Here is a 21,846-nt window from a genome sequence, read left to right as displayed (position 1 = left end):
GTGTTTTCGGCGCGTTCGGTGTAACGGGCCATCCAGAACAGGTGATCGGCGGTTCGGCTGAGCATGATGCGTTTCTCGGGGCTGAGAGTTTGCGAGGGGCGGGCTACTTTTCGAGCACCCAGGTGTCTTTGGTGCCGCCGCCCTGCGAGGAGTTGACGACCAGCGAGCCTTCAGCCAGCGCCACCCGGGTGAGTCCGCCGGGCACGATGGACACGGTCTTGCCCGACAGCACGAAGGGCCGCAGATCGAGGTGGCGCGGCGCAATGCCCGACTCGACATAGGTGGGACAGGTGGACAGCGCCAGCGTGGGCTGGGCGATGTAGTGCTCTGGATGCGCCTTGATCTTCTCGGCGAAGGCGGCGATCTCGGCCTGGGTGGCGGCCGGGCCGACCAGCATGCCGTAGCCCCCGGCGCCGTGCACCTCCTTGACCACCAGCTCGGGCAGGTGCTCCAGCACATAGGCCAGACTGTCGGGCTCGCGGCACATGCGGGTGGGCACGTTGTGCAGCAGCGGTTTTTCGCCCAGGTAGAACTCGATCATGCGCGGCACATAGGGGTAGATGGACTTGTCGTCGGCCACCCCGGTGCCGATGGCGTTGGCCAGGTTGACGTTGCCCGCGCGGTAGGCGCGCATCAGCCCGGCGCAGCCAATGGCGGATTCGGCGCGGAACACCTGCGGGTCGAGAAAGTCGTCGTCGATGCGGCGGTAGATCACGTCCACCCGTTGCGGGCCCTGGGTGGTGCGCATATAGACGAAGTCGTCCTTGACGAACAGGTCTTGCCCTTCCACCAGTTCAACGCCCATCTGCTGGGCGACAAAGGCGTGCTCAAAATACGCCGAGTTGTACATGCCCGGCGTGAGCACGACCACCGTGGGTTCGCTCACGTTGGCCGGGGCGACGGCGCGCAGTTTCTCCAGCAGCATGTCCGGGTAATGCGCCACAGGCGCGATGCCGTGGCGGGCGAACAGTTCGGGGAACAGCCGCATCATCATGCGGCGGTTTTCCAGCATATAGCTCACGCCGGACGGCACGCGCAGGTTGTCTTCGAGCACGAAGTATTCGCCTTCGCCCTGGGCGTTTTCGGCGCGCACGATGTCGATGCCCGCGATCTGCGCATAGACGTGGTGCGGCAGGTCGATGCCCATCATCTCGGGGCGGAACTGCGCGTTGCCGACCACCTGCTCCTGCGGCACGATGCCAGCCTTGAGGATTTCCTGGTCGTGATACACGTCGTGGATGAAGCGGTTGAGCGCGGTGACGCGCTGCTTCAGCCCGGCTTCCAGATGCTTCCATTCGGCCGCGGGAATGATGCGCGGAATCAGATCGAAGGGAATGAGCCGCTCGGTGCCCGCCTCGTCGCCATACACCGCGAAAGTGATACCCACGCGGCGAAAGATGAGCTCGGCCTCCTCGCGCTTGGCGCTGATGGTGTCGGGCGGCTGCTGCGCCAGCCAGTGGGCGTATTGGGCGTAGTGGGGGCGCACACCGCCGTCTGCGGGGGTCATTTCGTCGTAGAAGCGCATCGTCGTCTCTCGATTGGGCTGTGCAGCAGATTTAGCAAGATACAGGCCAGACCGGCCGGATGGTGTGAAACTTCAGCGAGAAGCCTCGGCGGGCTTCACATTTGCGCTCCAGTAATGCGGCTTCGTAACACGCCAGGCGATGAAGGTGTCGGGCGCGCTGTCGCGCCACAGCAGCGCGCCCTGCTGATCGGTGCGCCAGACGGCAATGCCGCGCTCGGCGTAGCGCGACAGCACGGCGGGGTGGGGGTGGCCGTGCGGATTGCGGTAGCCCGCCTGCACCACGGCGGCGCGCGGCATCACCGTGTCGAGCAGGGCCTCGCTCGACGAGGTCTTGCTGCCGTGATGCGGCGCCAGCAGCACGTCGGCATAGGGCAGCAGCTCGGCGCCCTGCAGGGCGCGCTCCTGCGGCTGATCGACGTCGCCGGTGAGCAGCACCGAGGCACCGCGCGCGGCCACATGCAGCACGCAAGAGCGGGCGTTGTCGCTGTTCGGTGCGTCGCCGGGCAGGGGGCTGACGATGCGGAAGTCCACGCCGTCCCAGCCCCAGTGCTGACCGGCTGCGCAGGGCTGGCGCTGCTGCAGGCCGTAGCGGGCGGCGGCGTCCGGCGGGGCCGAGGTGAGCAGATCGGCCTCGGGGTGGACGCGGGCGAGGGTGGCCACGCCGCCCGCGTGATCGCTGTCGTCGTGACTCACCACCACGCGGTCGAGATGGCGCACGCCCAGGCTGTGCAGCAGCGGCAGCAGCACGCGGCCGCCGGCGTCCACGCCCGGCGCCTGCCGCGGCCCGGTGTCGTACAGCAGGGTGTGCCGCGCGGTGCGCACCACCACCGCCATGCCCTGACCGACATCGGCAAACCACACCTCCATCGCCCCAGTCTCGGGTGCGGTGCCGGGATTGCTTGCCAGCGGCAGGAGCAGCAACAGACCGGGCGCACGCAGGCGCCAGTTCCACGGCAGCGCCAGCGCCAGCACGCCGAGCGCGGCCAGCGCCAGCGTGAGACCGTCGGGCGCGGCGGCGTGCCACTGCGCCAGCGGCCAGTCGGCCATTTGGTGCAGCACCGCATCCAGACCCTGCTGCACCCAGGCCCCGAGTCGCCACGCCCAGCCGTCCAGCGGCGCGGGCAGCAGCAGGCCGCCGACCGCCAGTGGAGCGACCGCCAGGGTGACCACGGGAATCGCCAGAGCATTGGCCAGCGGCGAGAGCACCGCGATCTGCTGAAAGAACAACAGCGTGAGCGGCAGCAGGGCGATGGTGGCCACCCACTGCGAGTGCGCGGCGCGGCGCAGCGCCTGAGCGCCGCGCTGCAGCCGACCGGCGGGGGCGGCGGGGGCGGCGTCACCGGGGCCGGAGGCCAGCGCGGCGGTTTCCGGGTGCCCTCCGCTGCCTGCGACGAACAGCATGCCCACCGCCACGAAAGACAACCAGAACCCGGCCTGCCGCACCGCCCACGGATCCCACAGCAGCACGGCGGTCAGCGCCAGCGCCATCACGTCGCGCCAATCAGCGCGCAGCCCCCGCTGGCGCAGCAACAGCACCACCGCGAGCATCAGCAGGGTGCGCTGCGCGGGCACGCCCCAGCCCGCGATGAGCGCGTAGGCGGTGGCGGTCAGCAGCGCGCCCCAGGCGGCCACGGTGGGGGCGGGGAGGGCCAGCGTCCAGGGACGGCGCAGCCGGGCGCTCTGCCGCCACAAGCCGCCCACGAGACCCAGGGCCAGCCAGGCCAGCAGGGTGATGTGCAGGCCGGAAATGCTCATCAGATGCGCGACACCGGTGATGCGATAAGTCGCCCAGTCTTGCGCGGAAATGGCGCCTTGATCGCCAAGAGCCAGCGCGATGACGGTGTCGGCCGCGGGAAGGGTATTGGCCCCCACGCTCGCATTCGCTCGCTGCCCCCCGAGGGGGCGCTCCCCGCCTTGGGGCGGCCCTGCGGCGGGGGAGGTATTGGCCCCCACGCTCGCATTCGCTTGCTGCCCCCCGAGGGGGCGCTCCCCGCCTTGAGGCGGCCCTGCGGCGGGGGAGGTATTGGCCCCCACGCTCGCATTCGCTCGCTGCCCCCCGAGGGGGCGCTCCCCGCCTTGAGGCGGCCCTGCGGCGGGGGAGGTGTTAGCCCCCACGCTCGGGCCTTGCAGCGCGGTCATCATGCGCTGGCGCAGGTGGTCGCGCAGTTGCGCGATCCAGTCGGCAGGCGCGCGGCGTAGGCCGAGAAGCTGCGGGGGGGCGCCCATGCGGCTCACGGTTCCGGTGGCGCCGATGCCCTCGCGGAACAGCGTCAGCTCGGTGTCGTTGCCGCCCGGATTGGCGAGGCCATGCGGGCGCTTGAGGCGCACCGAAAACTGCCATTCCTGGCCGGGATGCACTCGCGGCGGAGCTTCAGCGGGGCCGGTACCGCTGCGCCGCGCATACCAGCTCAGCGACACCTTGCTCGGTACCCCGGCCGGGGCGGGCGGGGTGATCGTGAGGACGAAGCGCGTGGCATCCGGGTAGAGCACCGGCAGCCCGGTCACCACGCCGCGCACCTGTATGACCTGGCTTTCGAGCGCCGGATCGAGACGGTCGGCCAGCAGCGGAGCGGCGCGCCAGCCCGTCAGCCCGAAAGCGAGCGCAAAACCGCCGCTGGCGAGCAGAAGTTGAAGGACGATGCGTTGCCGCTCTTGCTTTTTCTTCGCCAAGCCGCCGTAGCGGCCCTGCCACAGCAGCAGCGCCGCAGTCAGTCCGATGCCTGCGGTCGCCATCACGCCGTAAACCGGCTGCGGCCAGAGCGCGGCCTGCGCGGTCTGCAGCGCACAGCCCAGCAGGATGGCAAGGGCAAAGGTCGGCAAGTCGGGTTCCTTCAGGCCGCAGGCAGGGGGTTTATCGCGGGGCGTCGCGGCGATTTCTCGGGAGGGCGTCTTGATGCATCATAAAAAGCGGGCAGGGCGACGCGGGAGTTTTGCGGGCTTTACAAGTCTCTACAGTTGCGCGCCATCACATGGGCAAGCAGGTTAAGTTTGTATGGTTCAATTTCTGCAACAGATTTCGGGAGTCCCTGCATGAATCGGCAAGAACACACTTCTTTTCTGCGCTTGAGCGCAGTCGGTGCGGCGGCCCTTGTGGCACTTGGCGCGCTGACCCTGGCGGGATGCGCCACGCCGGTCAATCTCAATCAGCCCGTGCCGGTGCAGCAGCTCAATCCGCCCACGCCGCGCGTCACGGTGCCGCCGTCGACGTACGCCCCCGTCACCCCGCAAGCGCCCCAGAGCGAAGCCCAGCCGCTGGCACCCTCCGCGCCCATCACCGTGCAGCCTCTGGGGCCGGCCGGGGTGGCCCCGGCCGCAAGCGCACCCGCTGCGCCGCAGCCCGCACCCTTGGCCCCCACGCCTGAAGTTTCGGCGCCGCAGCCCAGTGCATCCGCCCTGCCGCCGGGCGCCGTGCGCTTCAACTGCCAGGACGGCAGCTCTTTCATCGCCACCTTCGGCGATGTGTCGGTCACGCTGCAAACTGCGCTGGGCAATCTCACTCTGGATCAGACCGTCTCCGCCGACGGCGCCCGCTATCGCAACAGCGCTTTCCAGGTGTGGTTCAAAGGCCGCCAGGCCACGGTCACCAATTTCCTGCAGAACACCAACACGGTGTGTCAGCAGCAGTGATTTGTTTCCCTGGTAGCGACTATTACATCTGGATATAGACGACAGCCCCATGCACCCCCTAAATTGGGGGGAAAGTGCCTTTTTGTGGGGTGAATGGCGTGAAGATTTCACACCCTCCCGGGCAGACTTGACTCCGCGCTCATGCGGGATCGGTCATGGCGCTTATCAAGTCGCAGTTCTGCGTTTGCGTTTTGTCGAGCGCGGCCAAGTTCCAGGAGTCGTTTTATGCAGCAATCCCGTCGTCGTTTCATCCAGAAGTCCCTCCTTTCCCTGCCCGCGCTGGGCTCACTGGCGGCTTGCGGCGGCGGAGGGGGCGCGGGTGCCAGCAGCGGCTCGACATCCCAGGTTGCGGGAAATCAGACCGCCCCCGTAACCGGCAGCCAGGGAGCCGCGTCGAACTCGCCCACCCCTGCAGCCACCCCTGCAGCCACCTCCACGCCGGTTAGCGTGCCGCCGGGCACTGACCTGTCCAAAGGGCTCACCCAGTACGGCAAGTCACCCGTGCCTTACAGCGCTCTGGCGAAACCCGCGAAAGGGGCCACCGTCACCGATCCCGATTTCGGCGCCAAGATCATCCGCATCACCGATTGCGTGGGCGATTTCAACAATCTGTGTGTCGCCCCGGCCTACCCCACGGCGATGGCCTGGAATTGCGATGAAACCCGCTTCATCCTTTACGTGCCCGGCTCGACGGCACAGGCCGGTGGGCAGCAGGGCTGGGCGATGTATGACGGCACGACCTACGCCTTCATCAAGTTCCTCGACATCAATCCGGGTGACGTGGAACAGTTCTACTGGGACCACGCCGATCCGGCCACGCTGCGCTATATCGACAACCATTCGTCGGGCAGCACCAACCTGGCTGACCTCACGGCGATCAATGTCGAAACCGGGGCCAAGACCATCATTCACAGCTTCCTCCCCAACGGCTTGCCGCCGGGTTGCCCTTCCGGCACGCAAGGGGTGCGCTGCGGCTACCCGTTCGCTTTGGGGGTCAATGCGCAAGGCCAGCGCATCTGGGGACTTGGCGCATTCGGCTCCAACGTCCCCAATGTGTCCGGCGAGCTGGGCATGTGGGTGTTCGGCTTCAACGAGGCGACGGGGGCGTTCACCCTTTATGACACCAGCGTCGTGCCGCAGCCGCAGGCGCGGGGATCGACGCCGTTCCCGTCGGTGTCCGGCAAGTTCTTCATCTGGAACGCCGCGGTTGGACTGGAATCGCAACCGACAACGCAAAGCGCCGTACTGGACGCCTCGACCGGCAAGCTGGTGCGCTGGGTGAATTTCGACACCAACGAGCACTGCGACACCGCGATGGATGCCAACGGCAACGATCTGCTGGTCGGTTCGCAGTTCTCACGCAACGACCCGGGCAACGGTAACGTGATCGTCTGCAACCTCAACACCGGAGCCGTCTCGAACTTCGTCGGCCAATCCAGCGGCTGGGGCTATCCGACCACAGGGTCCTTGAGCGGCTCGACCGCCTGGCAGAACCCGAACTGGGTGGTCACCGGCATGACGGGCAATATCTACAGCACCGGCAGCAACGGCCAAGCCACGCCGGGCAGCAACGGCAACAGCGGCCCGACCGCCAATCCCTGCACCATCCTCGACCAGGAGCTGATGATCACCAACCTGACCAGCGGAGTCACCTGGCGCATCGCCCACCACCGCAGCACGGGCAACTACAGCAACGCCTCGCAGAGCAACTACTGGGCGCAGCCGAACGTGACCTTCAGCACCAGCGGTACACGCATTCTGTTCAACAGCGACTGGGGCGATGGCGATCCGAGCAACCCGGTGGTCAACCCCAATGCGCCGATCGACACCTACGTGCTCATCCTGCCGTCCTACGCCTGACCGCGCGCAAGGCTTGCGAGCGCAAGTCCGCAAGCCCAAAGCGCCTATCGCTTCTCCCCCTGTTCACTCCTTCGCAGCCGCACTAGCATGACCTTGTCGGCATAAGGCCGACCGCCGTTCACAAGACGGCGTGCGGGCCGTGCGTTTGCATGGCACTGCAATTGCCCGGCCAGCCTGATCGGCGGCCGATTGGTGACACAACGGCGCCGCCCTTGAGCGGTGCGCGCCACACAAGGAGACAGGCGATGAACGCTCCCTTACCCGAGCACATCCGTCGTGCGCTGGCGACCCTTTCGCTGGACGACAAATACACCCTCACATCCGGCCGCGCCTTCATGAGCGGCATTCAGGCGCTGGTGCGCCTGCCCATGTTGCAGCGTCAGCGTGATGCCGCGGCCGGGCTCAACACCGCGGGCTTCGTCTCGGGCTATCGTGGCTCGCCGCTGGGCGGCTACGACCAGGCGCTGTGGAAGGCCAAAAAAATCCTCGAAGCCAACCATGTGGTGTTCAAACCCGGGGTGAATGAGGAGCTGGCGGCCACCGCCGTCTGGGGTACGCAGCAGCTCGATCTGTTCCCCGACAAAAACAAATTCGACGGGGTGTTCGGCATCTGGTACGGCAAAGGCCCAGGCGTGGACCGCTGCTCGGATGTGTTCAAGCACGCCAACAGCGCGGGCACCGCGCGCCATGGCGGCGTGATCGCCGTGGCGGGCGATGACCATGTGGCCAAGTCGTCCACCCTGGCGCATCAGAGTGACCACATTTTCAAGGCTTGCGGGCTGCCGGTGTTCTTTCCCACCTCGGTCCAGGACATTCTCGATCTGGGCGTGCACGCCTTTGCCTTGAGCCGCTATGCCGGCGTCTGGTCGGGCATGAAGACCATCCAGGAAATCGTGGAGTCTTCCGCCACGGTCGATGTGGACGCTGACCGCGTGCGCATCCTGCTGCCCGAAGACTTTGCTCTGCCGCCGGACGGCGTGCACATCCGCATCCCCGACACGCCGCTGGCCCAGGAGGCGCGGTTGATGGACGTGAAGTGGTATGCGGCGCTGGCCTATATCCGCGCCAATCGCCTGAACCACACCGTCATCGACAGCCCGCACGCGCGGCTGGGCATCATGGCCTCGGGCAAGGCCTACAACGATACCCGGCAAGCCTTGAACGATCTCGGGCTGGACGGCGACACCTGCGCGCAACTCGGCATTCGTCTGCACAAGGTCGCCGTGGTCTGGCCGCTCGAGGCGCAACTCACCCGCGAATTCGCCACCGGGTTGCAGGAGATTCTGGTGGTGGAAGAAAAGCGCCAGGTCATCGAATATCAGCTCAAGGAAGAGCTCTACAACTGGCGCGAAGATGTGCGGCCCAACGTCATCGGCAAGTTTGACGAAATCGCGGGAGACCGCACGGGCGGCGAATGGAGCCAGCCCAATCCCGGTGGCAACTGGTTGCTGCCCGCCAAGGCCGATCTCAACCCGGCGGTCATCGCCCACGCCATCGCCGGGCGGCTGGAACGGCTGGGCATCCTGCGCGACGCCGGGGTGGATGTGCAGCGCCGCATCAGTGAGCGGCTGGCCGTGATCGACGCGCGCGAGCGCAGCCTGCAGGCGCCGGGCGCCAGCGCGCAGCGTCCGCCCTGGTTCTGCTCGGGCTGCCCGCACAACACCTCCACCCGCGTGCCCGAAGGCTCGCGCGGCATGGCCGGCATCGGCTGCCATTACATGGTGGTGTGGATGGACCGTGCCACGCAGACCTTCAGCCAGATGGGCGGCGAGGGGGTGGCCTGGGTAGGCCAGTCGCCATTCACCACCGATAAACACGTGTTCGTCAATCTGGGCGACGGCACCTATTACCACTCGGGCTTGCTCGCCATCCGCCAGGCCATCTCCGCCGGCGTGAATGCCACCTACAAGATTCTGTTCAACGATGCCGTGGCGATGACGGGCGGGCAGCCGGTGGAGGGCGGCCTGACCGTGCCGCAGATCAGCCGCGAGCTTGAGGCCGAAGGCGTGCGCCGCATTGTGGTGGTGACCGACGAGCCGCAGAAATACGCGTCCGCTGTCGGCCTGGCCGCAGGAGTGACCGTGCGCCACCGCGACGATCTCGATGCCATCCAGCGGGAACTGCGCGAAGAGGCTGGCATCACCGTCATCATCTACGACCAGACCTGCGCCACCGAAAAGCGCCGCCGCCGCAAGCGTGGGCAGATGGTCGATCCGGCGCGGCGCGTGGTCATCAATCCGCTGGTTTGCGAAGGCTGCGGCGACTGCTCTGATCAGAGCAACTGCCTGTCGGTCGAGCCGCTGGAAACCGAATTCGGCCGCAAGCGCACCATCAACCAGAGCAGCTGCAACAAAGACTTTTCCTGCCTCAAGGGCTTTTGCCCGAGCTTCGTGACGGTGGAAGGCGGCACCCTGCGCAAACCCAAGCCGCAGCCGGGGGCAGATCTGTCGTCCATGCCCGAATTGCCCCAGCCCGAGGTGCCCGACCCGGTGCGTGACGACGTGGCAGGCGGCGGCAGCTACGGCATCGTCGTCGCGGGTGTCGGCGGTACCGGAGTCATCACCATCGGCCAGTTGCTCGGCATGGCCGCGCACATCGAGGGCAAGGGCGTGGTCACGCAGGACGCCGCCGGGCTGGCGCAAAAAGGCGGCGCGACCTGGAGCCATGTGCTGATCGCGAATGACCCGGAGCAGATCGTCACCACCCGCGTCGGCACGGCCGAGGCCGAGCTGATTCTCGGCTGCGACCCCATCGTCACCGCTGACCGTGAAACCCTGGCGCGCGTGCGCGAAGGCCGCACCCACATCGCGCTCGACACCCACAGCACGCCCACCGCGGCCTTCGTCCACAACCCAGACTGGCAGTTTCCCGACGCCGCCTGCCACAAGGCCATCGAACAGGCCGCGGGCGCCAGCCATGTGGCGGGGTTTGATTGCGTGCGCGCCGCCGAGAAGCTGCTGGGCGACGCCATTTACGCCAACCCCATGCTGCTGGGCTTCGCCTGGCAGAAGGGCTGGGTGCCGCTGGGCCATGCCGCGCTGATGCGCGCCATAGAGCTCAACGCGGTGCAGGTCGAGAAGAACAAGGCGGCGTTCGAGTGGGGCCGCCATGCGGCGCACGATCCGCAGGGCATCGCCGCGCTGAGTGCTGCTGAGCAAGTCATTCAACTGGTCAAGCGCCCCGGCCTGGACGAAATCATTCAGCGCCGGGTGGAGTTCCTCACTGGCTACCAGAACGCCGCCTATGCCCAGCAGTTTGCTGCCTTTGTTTCGCAGGTGCGTGCGGCCGAAGCGCCGCTCAAGTCCACCGCGCTCACGGAGGCCGTGGCGCGCCATCTGTTCAAGCTCATGGCCTACAAGGACGAGTACGAAGTCGCCCGGCTGCAGTCCGACCCGGCGTTTGCCAAGCAGTTGCAACAGCAGTTCGAAGGCGATTTCAAACGTCATTACTACCTGGCCCCGCCGCTGTGGAGCAAGCGCAATGACAAGGGCGAGCTGATCAAGCGCGAGTTCGGCCCCTGGATGGGCGTGGCCTTCAGGCTGCTGGCCCCGCTCAAGGTGCTGCGCGGCACCGCGCTCGATCCCTTCGGCCATACGGCAGAACGCAAGCAGGAGCGCGCCCTGATCGGCCAATACCGCGAGACGATTGCCGAGCTGCTGCGTGGCCTCGACGCCAGCAGCCCGCCCGAGCGCCTGCAACTCGCTGCGCAGATCGCCCGCCTGCCCGACGGCATCCGCGGCTATGGTCACATCAAGCAGCGCCATCTGGCGCAGGTGCTGCCGCAGTGGGATCGCTTGATGCAGCAGTGGCGGCAGGTGACGGTGGGCGTCTCGTCTCCAGACTCCCAGACCGTGCCTGAGACCGTGGCTTAATGTAGGTGCCGTCGTTCCGGGCGGGCACGTCGAGGCGGCATAATTCGCGCCATTCGAGTGCCCCCGGGGTCGGCTTGCCGACCCGCCCCCCATGGGGGTCAAGGAAACTTGGGGCGGCCCGGCGTTTCCTTGAAGGGGAGGGGCATCATGCTCTGGAAAAACGGCAGACGCAGCGACAACATCGAAGATCAGCGGGCTTCCGGGCCGCGGCCCAGCGGGCGGGGCGGGCTCGTGGGCGGCGGCATCGGCACCATCGTGCTGGCGCTGGTGGCGCTGTATTTCGGGGTCGACCCGAGCGTGGTGCTCAATCAGGTGGCGCAACAGCAGACTCAGCAATCCACACAGCAAGCCCCGGCTGCGTTGACTGCCAAGGATCAGCAGGACAAGGAGTTTCTCTCCGTGGTGCTGGCCGATACCGAAGACACCTGGGGCGCGCTGTTCCAGCAGGCGGGGCGGCAGTATGTCGATCCCAAGCTGGTGCTGTTTTCCGGTGCGGTGCAGTCGGCCTGCGGCTATGCGCAGGCGGCTACCGGGCCGTTTTACTGTCCGGCCGACCAGAAGCTGTATCTCGATACGCAGTTTTTCCAGGAGTTGCAGCAACGCCTTGGCGCGAAGGGTGACTTTGCCGAGGCGTATGTGATCGCGCATGAAGTCGGCCACCATGTGCAGAATCTGCTGGGCGTGGAGAGCAAGGTGCGCGACGCCATGCAGCGCAGCAGCCCGGCTCGCGCCAACGCCCTGCTGGTTCGGCTGGAGCTGCAGGCCGATTGCTACGCCGGGGTCTGGGCCTATCACGCGCAGAACGAGCGCAAGGTGCTGGAGCCGGGCGATGTGGAAGAGGCCATCAACGCGGCCGAGGCCGTGGGCGACGACCGGCTGCAAAAGCAGGCGCAGGGCTATGTGGTGCCCGATTCGTTCACCCACGGCACCTCGGCGCAGCGTGCGCGCTGGTTCCAGACCGGCTTCGCCAGTGGTCGGCCGCAGGTCTGCGATACCTTCAACGCGTCTCAGCTCTAAGCCATGCCCGTAACCTGGATGACGGCCATCGGCGCCGCCTTGCCGTATATCGAGTCGGTGGCGAAGATTGCGCTGCCGGTGTTCAAGCAACGCAAGTCCGACAAAGAGGCGGCCGATACGCAGCAAAAACAGATCGAGGAGTTGCAGACCGCGGTCACGCACAACGCCGAGCACGTGCGCGCGCTGGCGCAACAACTGCAGACCACGGTCACCGCGCTGGAGCAGGCCGGTTTGCAACTTGCCGAGGCGCAGCGCAGACAGCAGCGCTGGGCCGCACTGGCGCTGGCTCTGGGCATAGTGGCCTTGCTGCTGGCCTTGGCGGCGCTGCTGCGCTGAAGCGCCGCAGCGTCTGGTCGTTGCCCGCCCATGTTTGATGCCTTGCTGCAAACCCCGGCGGCGCAGGCGCTGGTGCTGGCGGCGGCCGGCGCGTTGGCGTTCTGGCTGCGCGATGTGCCCGGGCTGGCGCTGTCGTGGATCAAGCGGTTTTTCATCACCACCCTCACGCTGGATTCGCGCGACGAATTTCTGTTTGCCGCGCTGGTGGAATACATGGATCTGCACCCGGCCCTGCGGCAGGTCAACCAGTTCACCGCCCGCAGCGTGCGGCAGGGCACCTCGCATCAGAGCCTGGAGGACGACTTGCGCTCCGGCCAGACGCCGCGCGCCTACCTGTCGCCCGGTGAAGGGCTGCACATCTTGCGCATCGACGGCAGATGGGTGTGGATTCGTCGCGAGTTGCAGGTGACGCAAAGCGTGTTCGAGCGCATCAGTCTGTCGCATATCGGCCGAAGCAGCGCCTTCCTCACCCGTTTTCTGCAGCAGGCCATCGACGCGCGGGCCAGCCGAGAATCTGACGCGCTGTCGGTCTACATCCCCAATCCGTTCCACGGCGGCGACTGGATGCGCGCGCGGCTCGGCAGCCGCCGCCCGCTCGCGTCGGTTGTGCTCAGGGCCGGGCAGGCCGAGGCGCTGCTTGACGATCTGCAGCGCTTCTACCGGGGCCGCGAACGCTATGCCGAGCTGGGCATTCCCTGGCGGCGCGGCTACCTGCTGTATGGCCCGCCGGGCACGGGCAAGACCTCGCTGGTCACCGCTCTGGCGTCCGAGTTGCGGCTCAATGTGTGTACCTTGAGCCTCGCGTCGCCCGTGGTCACGGACGAAAAGATCCACACCCTGCTTGCTGGTGTGCCGCAGCGTTCGCTGCTGTTGATCGAAGACGTGGACGCCTTTTTTCGCCAGCGCGACGCCGCGCACACCCAGGTGCGGTTGTCGTTCTCCGGTTTTCTCAATGCGCTCGACGGCGTGGCCACGCAAGAGGGCACGGTGCTGTTCATGACCACGAATCACGTTGACCGGCTCGACGACGCCTTGATTCGGGCCGGGCGCATCGACGAGCGCGTGGCGCTGGAGGTGTGCGATGAAGACCAGCTTCGCCGCCTCTACCTGAAATTCCACGCCGACCCGCAGGCCGCCGCGCAGTTTGCGCGCGATCAGGTCGGCCAGGGCCTCGCGGCCGCGCAGGTGCAGGGGTTGCTGATGCGGCGCTTTGGCGCTCTGCAAGCGGTATCGGAATCGACTGCCGCGGCGCCGCCACAGCCGGGTGAAGGCTGCGACGCCGCGTCGCAGTCCTTTTAGCCTGCATCAACCCTGAAGGCCGCCACACCCCGTAACCTGTTTACAAATTGTTGCGTTGCAAACCTTCGATCGCAGCGCCGAAAAATGGGACGGGCAGGAACGGGTATGAACAAGAAAATGGGATGGCGCGTCATGTTGGCCGGGGTGCTGGCGGCGCAATGCGGTATGGCGGCGGCCGCCAAATTTTCCGACCAAGAGGTGCAGCGCGGCGCCTATCTGGCCCGCGCGGGCGATTGTGTGGCCTGTCATACGGCGCCGGGCGGCAAGCCCTTTGTCGGCGGACTGAAGATGGACATGCCCATCGGCGCGATCTATTCCACCAACATCACGCCCGACAAAACCCACGGCATCGGCAACTACAGCTTCGAGCAGTTCGACCGCGCGGTGCGCCACGGTGTGGCGCCAGGCGGCAAGCATCTCTACCCGGCCATGCCCTACCCGTCTTACGTGCGGGTGAATCAGGCCGATATGAAGGCGCTCTACGCCTACTTCATGCAGGGCGTGCCGCCCGACGCCACGCCGAACCGCAAGGCCGACATGGTGTGGCCCATGACCATCCGCTGGCCCATGGCCGTCTGGAACTGGATGTTCGTGCGCGACACCACCTTCACTCCCGATCCCAAGCAGAGCGCAGAGTGGAACCGTGGCGCCTATCTGGTCGAAGGGCTGGGGCACTGCGGCTCCTGCCACACCCCGCGCGGATTGTTCTTCCAGGAAAAGGCGCTGAGCTCGCGCGGCCCCAACGGCGACTTCTATCTCACCGGCTCGCAGGTGGAGCATTGGTTCGCCACCAATCTGCGCGGCAACTGCATGCAGAAATGGAGCGAGGCCGACATTGCCGAACTGTTGCAGACCGGCAAGACCGCCAACTTCACCGCGCTGGGCAGCATGACCGAGGTCATCTCACACAGCACCCAGCATCTCAAGCCCGAAGATTTGCAGGCCATGGCGGTTTACATCAAATCGCTCAAGCCCGCCGTCATCGCGCAGACGCCCGCCGCCAAAGATTCGGCCTCGGTGCAGCGGGGCGCGGCGGTCTACAACCAGCATTGCGTGGCCTGCCATCAAGCTAACGGTCAAGGCTTGCCGCAGGTCTTCCCCGGGTTGGCGAAAAACGCCACGGTGCAGTGCTCCGATCCGAACAACAGCATTCGCGTGGTGCTGGCCGGCGGCAGCACGGTGGTCACCGAGAAGGCTCCTGCGCCGATGGTGATGCCGCCCTTTTCCCAGTCGCTGAACGACCAGCAGGTGGCCGATGTCGTCACTTACATTCGCGCCACCTGGGGTAACGGCGCTTCGGCCGCCACCCCCGATCAGGTCAAGGCGCTGCGCAAGGCCATCATCAAAGACTGAGAGGGTGTGAACAAATCCGCCATGCCCGCTCCTCGCGCCCAAATCGTCCCGCTCGGCGTTGCAAATGCGCGCCGTGCCGACGGGCACGGCTGTGCTTTGCGCCTTGATTGGGGACGTTTGGACGCGCTGCTCGGCCACGCCGGATTCATTCACACCCTCTGAGCGCCCACCATCTCGCGCAGCGACAATGCGCTGGATGACACGGTCCGGCGCGCTGCAGCGCATTCTCACCCTGGGGGCGCTGACCGCCTTCGCCCCCATGTCCATTGACATGTATCTGCCGGGCTTCACCGCCCTGCAGCATGATCTGCACACCACCCCCGGGGCGGTTCAGCGCACGCTGGTGGTGTTTTTTGTCGGGCTGGCGCTGGGTCAGGCATTCTGGGGGCCGGTGTCCGACCGCTATGGCCGCAAGCGGCCGCTGCTCATCGGCATCGCGCTTTACGTTCTGGCCTCGCTGGGCTGCGCAATGGCCGCCTCGATGGATGCCTTGATGCTGTGGCGCCTATTGCAGGCACTGGGCGGCTGTGCGGGCATCGTGATTGCGCGCAGCATGGTGCGCGATCTTTACGCCACGGTTGACGCGGCGCGGGTGTTCTCGCGGCTGACCCTGGTGCTCGGGGCCGCCCCCATTCTGGCGCCGCTGGCGGGTGCGGCCCTCGTGCAGGCCTGGGGCTGGCGGGCCATTTTTCTGGTGCTTTCGGCTTTCGGCGTGGCCTGCCTGCTGGCCGCTCTGGCGCTGCCGGAGTCGCTGGCGCCGGGTTCGCGCAGCAGTGCCCAGCAGCACCCGGTGCGCAATGCCTTGCGCACTTATTTCGATCTGTTGCGTGATCGGCGCTTCATCGGGTTTGCACTCAGCGGGGCGCTGGGGCAGTCGGCCATGTTTGCCTACATCGCCGGAGCGCCGTTCGTGCTCATGCAGGTATTCGGGCTGAGTTCGGCGCAATTCGCCTGGGTGTTCGGCACCAATGCCCTGGGCCTGATTGCGGCGTCGCAGATCAACCACGCCCTGCTGGCTCGCGTGGGCAGCGGCGTGCTGTTACGCAGGGCCTTGCTCAGTCTGGCGGTCTGGGCGAGCGTGATGTTGGTGCTGACCGTGCTCAATGTGGGCGGTTTCTGGGGCGTGGTCATCCCCTTGTTTCTCGCCCTGTCCAGCCTGGGTTTCTCGTTTCCCAACGCGACGGCGCTAGCGCTGGCGCATCAGACGGGCCGTGTGGGTAGCGCGGCGGCCCTGATCGGCAGCATTCAGTTCACACTGGCGGCGGCCAGCGGCTCGGCCGTGGGCATGATCACCGCCCACAGCGCCTTGCCGATGGCCGCCGTGTTCTGTGCGTTTGCGGGCCTGGCCTTGTGGGCGAATCAGCGCCTTGCGCCGCGTTGACGCAGGCTCTTGTTCAGAGTGCGGCGATCGCCTGCTCCAGTTCGGCAAAGCTCTGCATCTGGCCGCTGGCCTGCAGTTCGACCCCCAGTTGCCGACCGACGCGCACCGCCGAGAAAATGCCGCGCACCACGGGTTTGCCGTCGGCTTCCAGTACCAGCGCATGCTGACGGCCGGAGTGACGCAGGGTGAGCACGATTTCGGCCACGGTAGAGCGCAGCACTTCGGCGTAATCGAGCACCTCGATGTGCTGCTGCGGCACCATGCATTGCGCGACGGTAACCGCGTCGCGTGGAATCTGGTTTTCGGTGGCGGCGCGCACGGGTTTTTCGCCCATCAGATCGCGCGCCGTGATCAGGCCGACGACGTGCCGCGCGGAGTTGGTGACCAGCAGCAGACGCACACCGGCGTGCATCATTTTTTGCAGCGCCTGGTTGGCGGGCGCGTCAGCGTCTGTGGTGAAGGCCGGGGTGTGGCGCAGGTCGGTCATCACATCGGTGGCCGGAGAGTCGGGGGTGACGCTGCCGGGGCGGCCGTGGTCGAACTCGATCACGGGCGTGCCCGCGGGAAGGGGGTGGTGATGCAGAGGGCGTTGAGTGGACATGAGGGTTCTCTCCCAGAAAAAAGACCGGCGCTTGCTGCACTGCAATGCGCTTTCGATGCCCCCAATTTAGTCCGTGCTGCGCCGGGCTGTTGTATCGAAATGTCGAATCCGCCGCCGAATGCGACAAATGCGCGATTTCATCCGCCAATACGGGTGTTCAGAAATCGAGCGGGTCGACATCGACCGCCCAGCGCACGCGTGAGCGCAGGGCGGTGAGTTCGGCGCGCCACTGCGAAAGCAGGTTCTGCAACGCGCCGCGATGGCTACCTTCGAGCAGCATTTGCAGGCGGTGCACGTCGGCCATGCGGGCGAGCGTGGCGGGAATGGGGGGATAAACGGTCACGCCCAGCGCCTCGGCCAAGGGCGCGGCGAGTTGCTGCGCCTGTGCCAGAAACTCGACCACGGCGTCGATATTCCGGTGCTCCGCGCGCAGCAGTGCCTGATAGGAAAACGGCGGCATGCCGCCACGCTCGCGCTCGACGAGCTCGGCCTGCGCGAAACCGGGATAGTCGTGCGCCACCAGCGCGCGGTACAGCGGATGTTCGGGGTGGGCGGTCTGCACCAGCATCTCGGGGGTGGAGGCGGGGGTATCGCCCTGGGGAGGCAAGGCGCGGCCCGCCCGCCCGGCCGCCTGCATGAGCTGGGCGAACAGGCGCTCGGGGCCGCGCGGATCGTGGGTGAACAGTCCGGCATCGGGGTTGAGCGCGGCGACCAGGGTGACTTTCTGGAAGTCGTGGCCCTTGGTCACCATTTGCGTGCCCACCAGAATGTCCACCTCCCCGGCGTGGACGCTGTCGAAACGGCTCGCCGCCGCGCCTTTGCGGCGCGTGCTGTCGGCGTCGATGCGGGCGATGCGGGCCTGGGGGTATTTCTCGGCCAGGGCTTCTTCCACTCGCTGCGTGCCCTTGCCCACGGGCTGCAGATCGAGACTGCCGCAGCCCGGACAGGCCCGCGGCACGGCGGCCTGGTAGCCGCAGTGGTGGCAGCGCAGGGTGCGGTCGGTGCGGTGAAACACCAGATGTGCGTCGCAGTGCGGGCAGTCCGACATCCAGCCGCAGTCGGGGCAGCTCAACACCGGGGCATAGCCGCGGCGGTTGAGAAACAGCAGGCTTTGCTCGCCGCGCGCGAGTCGCTGGCGCAGCGCGGCGTCGAGCGTCTGGCCGATCAGCGTGCCGCTGGCGCGCAGTGTGGCGTCGCGCCGGGTGTCGGCGATGCGCACGCTGGGCAGCACCCCGGTGGCGCGCTGTTTCAAAGTGAGCAATTGGTAGCGCCCAGTCTGCGCGGCCCGCCAGCTCTCCAACGAGGGCGTGGCCGAGCCGAGCACGACGGCAATGCCGAGTTGCTGCGCTCGCCATAGCGCCAGGTCGCGTGCGGAATAGCGCGCGCCTTCCTGCTGTTTGTAGGACGGATCGTGCTCTTCGTCGACCACGATGAGCCGCAGCGTCGGCAGCGAAGCCAGCGCCGCCAGCCGGGTGCCGAGCACGATGCGTGCCGCGCCGTTGTGGGCCGCCAGCCAGTGTCGCAACCGCTGCCCTTCCGACAGTCCGCTGTGCAAAACGGCGAGGTGTTCTGCCCCGAAGCGTTGCTCGAAGCGGCGCACCAGTTGCGGCGTGAGGTTGATTTCGGGCGTCAGCACCAGCACCTGCGCTTCGGGCTCGCGTTGCAACACCTGCGCCGCAGCGTGCAGATAAACCTCGGTCTTGCCACTGCCGGTCACGCCAAACAAAAGGAAGGGCGAAAAGCCCGAGCTGGCGGCGATGGCTTCAAGCGCTTGCGCCTGCTCCGGGTGCAGCGTGGGGGCAGCGGCCGATGCGGCCGGGTTCGACGAGACGGGGGCGGCTGCGGTGGCCTCCACCCAGCCCGAGCCCTCCCAGTCGGCCAGCACCTTGGCGGCTTGCGGATGCAAGCGCCGCGCCTCGGTCAGACTGAGGCGTGGCAGCGTCGAAGCAGCAGGAGTCTCCCCCACTGCGGCGACGCCGAGTGCGCGCGCCAGCCGCCAGAGCGCCACGCTGCGCGGCGCAATCTGCCCGGGCAAGGCCGACAGGCCTGCTGCGGTGCAGCGATAGCTCTTGTTCGAAGATTGAGGTGGCGCGGTCGTTCCCTCGCCGGGTTTGCGGTTGCGCAACTGGGCGGGCAAAGCCGCGCCGATGACTTCGCCCAGCGCGCGCTGGTAATAGCGTGCGACGAACTGCATCAAGTTCAGCCAGGCGGGGGCTAGCGGGGCGAGGGTGGTGTGCGCTGCGGCAATGGGACGCAGCGCGGCGAGACGGGCGGCGTCCGGCTGTGGCGCCAGCGCCATCACGACGCCGCTGACGGTCTGGCGCCCGAGAGGAACGCGCACCAGCGTGCCCGGCGCCAGCGGCGCTTGAGCGCTGTAATCGAGCGGTGGCAGGCCCGGCGCGTCAACGGCAACCTGGAGAACGACGGACATGGATAGTGCGCAGCGGGTTGAGGTTGGCGTTCGAAACGGGCGCTAAGTCGGCGTCAGATCAGGAATTATTCTGGATCAAAACAGGGTGTGGATAACTCTGTGCATCAATACCGTGCGCCAGGACAGCAGCCTTGTGGATAAGCCTGTGCAGAAAAATTTGCCGAATTGTGAAATATCGAAAAAAATAAGATAAATCAATGAGTTAGTCGTGAATAGTTCAAGTCAAATCTGTTATCAACTTGCTGCGGTGCAAGCTGACCAAAAATGTGCATAAGCTGATTTGTCAAGCTTGACAAATCAGAATTTCTCCATCAGTGCGGGGTATCGCAGGGCCGCGACAGGGGCGGCCCGGGGAGCCAGCCTCCCCCGTTCAAGCGGCGCTGCGGTGCAAGGCCCGGCTGTGGATGTGCACCGCTTCGACCAGCGCAGACACATGCTCGGGCGGCGTGAATTGCGAAATGCCGTGTCCCAGATTGAACACATGGCCTGCGCCGACGCCGACCGGGCCGAAGCTGTGCAGCAGCCGCTGCACTTCTTTTTCGATGGCGGCGGGCGGGGCGAACAGCACATTGGGGTCGAGATTGCCTTGCAGCGCCACACGCTGGCCCACACGGGCACGGGCTGCCGCGAGCGAAGTCGTCCAGTCGAGCCCGAGCGCATCGGCGCCGGTGTCGGCCATGGCTTCGAGCCACTGGCCGCCGCCTTTGGTGAACAGAATCACGGGAACGCCGGTCTGAGGCACCCGCTGCTTGAGCGCGGCGATGACCTGCTGGCTGTAGGCGAGCGAAAATTCCTGAAAGGCGCCGTCGGCCAGCACGCCGCCCCAGCTATCGAAAATCATCACGGCCTGCGCGCCAGCGTCGATCTGTGCGGCCAGATACTGCGCCACCGCTTCGGCGTTGACCGCGAGAATGCGGTGCATCAGATCGGGGCGGGAGTACAGCATCGTCTTGACGGTGCGGTAGTCGTCGCTGCCGCCGCCTTCGACCATGTAGCAAGCCAGCGTCCAGGGGCTGCCGGAAAAACCGATCAGGGGCACGCGCTGGACGCCGTTCTGCACCAGCGCGCGGCGGATTTCGCTGACGGCGTCGAACACGTAGCGCAGCTTGTCCATGTCGGGCACGGCGAGCGCGGCCACATCGGCCTCGGTGCGCAGCGGGCGATCGAATTTCGGCCCTTCGCCCGCCTCGAAGCGCAGGCCCAGACCCATGGCGTCCGGCACGGTGAGAATGTCGGAAAACAAAATGGCCGCGTCCAGCGCGTAGCGGTCGAGCGGCTGCAGCGTGACTTCAGTGGCGAAGTGCGGGTTCTGCGCCAGGCCGAGAAAACTCCCGGCGCGGGCTCGTGTGGCGTTGTATTCCGGCAGGTAGCGCCCGGCCTGGCGCATGAGCCACAGCGGGGTGTAGTCGGTGGGCTGGCGGCGCAGGGCGCGCAGGAAGGTGTCGTTGGCAAGGGGTGCGGTCATGGGCGGTATTGTCGCAAACCGCGAAGCGCCCGGGCACGCACGGGTGCGCCGGGCCCTTCAGCCGCCTACTGTTTGGTCTTGACGACGGCGGCGTTTTTCGCGTCTGCCGCGTTGGCGAAGCCGACTCGTCCATTTGTCACTTCGCCCATGACCAGCATATTGGCGGTGATGGCGGCATGATCCTGCGCGCTGAAGGGACGGTCGTAGTTGGTCACGATGCCGTAGTAAACGCGGTCGAGATTTTCGAGTGCGGCCTTGATTCCGGCGCCGTTGATGGGTTTGCCGGGCGGGGTCTGCAGAATGGCGTAAGTCAGCAGATAAACGGCGTCGTAAGCCTGAGCCGCGGCCATGGGCACCGGAATGCGGCGGGTTTTGTAGGCGCGCTCGTAGGCCAGCAAAAACGCGGTGCGGCGCGGCGTGGTGGGCTCGGCGATGAAGTCTTGCGCCATGGTCACGCCCTCGGCTGCGGTGCCCGCTTTCTGAATGAAATTCGGGAAGGACAGGGTCCAGGGGCCCGTCATGGGCACGTCCCATTTCAACGCTTTGCGGGCCAGCGCGATGGAACCATTCTCCGGGCCGACGGTGTAGGGCAGCAGCACGTCGGCTCCGGCGGTGCGCGCCTTGGCGAGTTCGGTCTGCGCCTGCTCGGGGGTGAGCCCGAGCGCAAAGCGGCCGACGTAAGCGGGCTCCAGTCCCCTGGCCTTGAGCGCCTTCACCACGTCGGCCAGCCCGGCTTCGCCGTACGGCGTGGTGTCGGCCAGGATGGCGAATTTACGCGCACCTGCCGCGTAGGCCTCGCTCACGATGAAGGGCGCCTGTATCGTGTCACGCGGGGAGGTCTGGAAGACGTAGCTCTGAGCGGCAGGCACTTGCTGCAAAACCGGCGAGCCCGTAGCGCAGGGCACGATCAGCGGCACGGCGGCCTTTTGCAGGGCGGGAAGGCCCGCCAGCGCCACGCCGGTATTGCAGAAGCCGAGCGCCGCGACGACCTCATCTTTTTGGGCGAGTTCTGCCGCCACGCGGGCGCCCACGGCGGGTTCGCCCTGGTCGTTTTTCACCACCAGTTGAATTTTCCGGCC

Annotated in this window: 15 protein-coding genes; 8 read left to right on the top strand and 7 right to left on the bottom strand. The window is 66.6% G+C overall.

What is annotated here, in order from left to right; translation table 11 throughout:
• From AC2VLV_RS16295 to AC2VLV_RS16285, 3 genes are all read right to left on the bottom strand, one after another.
• A partial coding sequence (locus AC2VLV_RS16295) for an alpha-E domain-containing protein (RefSeq protein ID WP_486990965.1) occupies positions 1 to 122 on the bottom strand: 122 nt, incomplete at its 3' end.
• On the bottom strand, positions 104 to 1,525 hold the full coding sequence (locus tag AC2VLV_RS16290) for a circularly permuted type 2 ATP-grasp protein (RefSeq protein ID WP_486990964.1): 1,422 nt from the start codon (positions 1,523 to 1,525) through the stop codon (positions 104 to 106). The genes AC2VLV_RS16290 and AC2VLV_RS16295, both read right to left, overlap by 19 nt.
• Before the next feature lie 72 nt (positions 1,526 to 1,597).
• A complete protein-coding gene (locus tag AC2VLV_RS16285) occupies positions 1,598 to 4,345 on the bottom strand; it encodes a DNA internalization-related competence protein ComEC/Rec2 (RefSeq protein ID WP_486990963.1) in 2,748 nt (915 codons plus the stop codon).
• Between the two features lie 210 nt (positions 4,346 to 4,555).
• Between AC2VLV_RS16285 and AC2VLV_RS16280 the strand changes: the two genes are divergently transcribed.
• The 8 genes from AC2VLV_RS16280 to AC2VLV_RS16245 all read left to right on the top strand — a co-directional run bounded on the left by AC2VLV_RS16280 (position 4,556) and on the right by AC2VLV_RS16245 (position 16,270).
• Positions 4,556 to 5,152 carry an MliC family protein gene (locus AC2VLV_RS16280; RefSeq protein ID WP_486990962.1) on the top strand — a complete coding sequence of 199 codons (597 nt, stop codon included), beginning with the start codon at positions 4,556 to 4,558 and terminating at the stop codon, positions 5,150 to 5,152.
• Between the two features lie 225 nt (positions 5,153 to 5,377).
• On the top strand, positions 5,378 to 7,012 hold the full coding sequence (locus AC2VLV_RS16275) for a hypothetical protein (protein ID WP_486990961.1): 1,635 nt from the start codon (positions 5,378 to 5,380) through the stop codon (positions 7,010 to 7,012).
• Between the two features lie 245 nt (positions 7,013 to 7,257).
• Positions 7,258 to 10,884, top strand: coding sequence for an indolepyruvate ferredoxin oxidoreductase family protein (locus AC2VLV_RS16270; RefSeq protein ID WP_486990960.1), 3,627 nt, complete (start codon positions 7,258 to 7,260; stop codon positions 10,882 to 10,884).
• 147 nt (positions 10,885 to 11,031) lie between these two features.
• Positions 11,032 to 11,901 (top strand): KPN_02809 family neutral zinc metallopeptidase, encoded by an 870-nt coding sequence (gene ypfJ, locus AC2VLV_RS16265; protein ID WP_486990959.1) that lies wholly within the window; start codon positions 11,032 to 11,034, stop codon positions 11,899 to 11,901.
• A 3-nt stretch (positions 11,902 to 11,904) separates the two neighbouring features.
• Positions 11,905 to 12,237 carry a chemotaxis protein gene (locus AC2VLV_RS16260; protein ID WP_486990958.1) on the top strand — a complete coding sequence of 111 codons (333 nt, stop codon included), beginning with the start codon at positions 11,905 to 11,907 and terminating at the stop codon, positions 12,235 to 12,237.
• Between the two features lie 30 nt (positions 12,238 to 12,267).
• Positions 12,268 to 13,536: an AAA family ATPase gene (locus AC2VLV_RS16255; protein ID WP_486990957.1), complete on the top strand. Its 1,269-nt coding sequence runs from the start codon at positions 12,268 to 12,270 to the stop codon at positions 13,534 to 13,536.
• 105 nt (positions 13,537 to 13,641) lie between these two features.
• On the top strand, positions 13,642 to 14,889 hold the full coding sequence (locus AC2VLV_RS16250) for a c-type cytochrome (RefSeq protein ID WP_486990956.1): 1,248 nt from the start codon (positions 13,642 to 13,644) through the stop codon (positions 14,887 to 14,889).
• Positions 14,890 to 15,085: 196 nt separating this feature from the next.
• Positions 15,086 to 16,270, top strand: coding sequence for a multidrug effflux MFS transporter (locus AC2VLV_RS16245; protein WP_486990955.1), 1,185 nt, complete (start codon positions 15,086 to 15,088; stop codon positions 16,268 to 16,270).
• Between the two features lie 13 nt (positions 16,271 to 16,283).
• On the opposite strand, the gene AC2VLV_RS16240 is transcribed toward AC2VLV_RS16245, so the two are convergent.
• The 4 genes from AC2VLV_RS16240 to AC2VLV_RS16225 form a co-directional block, all read right to left on the bottom strand.
• The gene (locus AC2VLV_RS16240; protein ID WP_486990954.1) at positions 16,284 to 16,871 is read right to left on the bottom strand and encodes a CBS domain-containing protein; all 588 of its coding nucleotides are present in this window, start codon (positions 16,869 to 16,871) and stop codon (positions 16,284 to 16,286) included.
• A gap of 157 nt (positions 16,872 to 17,028) precedes the next feature.
• Positions 17,029 to 19,302, bottom strand: a complete 2,274-nt coding sequence (locus AC2VLV_RS16235) for a primosomal protein N' (protein WP_486990953.1) — start codon at positions 19,300 to 19,302, stop codon at positions 17,029 to 17,031.
• A 370-nt stretch (positions 19,303 to 19,672) separates the two neighbouring features.
• On the bottom strand, positions 19,673 to 20,767 hold the full coding sequence (gene hemE / locus AC2VLV_RS16230) for a uroporphyrinogen decarboxylase (RefSeq protein WP_486990952.1): 1,095 nt from the start codon (positions 20,765 to 20,767) through the stop codon (positions 19,673 to 19,675).
• 65 nt (positions 20,768 to 20,832) lie between these two features.
• Positions 20,833 to 21,846, bottom strand: a 1,014-nt coding sequence (locus AC2VLV_RS16225; protein ID WP_486990951.1) for an ABC transporter substrate-binding protein, incomplete at its 5' end; no start/stop codon positions are given.

The sequence above is a fragment of the Thiomonas sp. TH-17 genome, from assembly GCF_057473305.1.
Note: the sequence above shows the minus strand (reverse complement) of the source record. Positions and strands in the feature narration are given on the sequence as shown.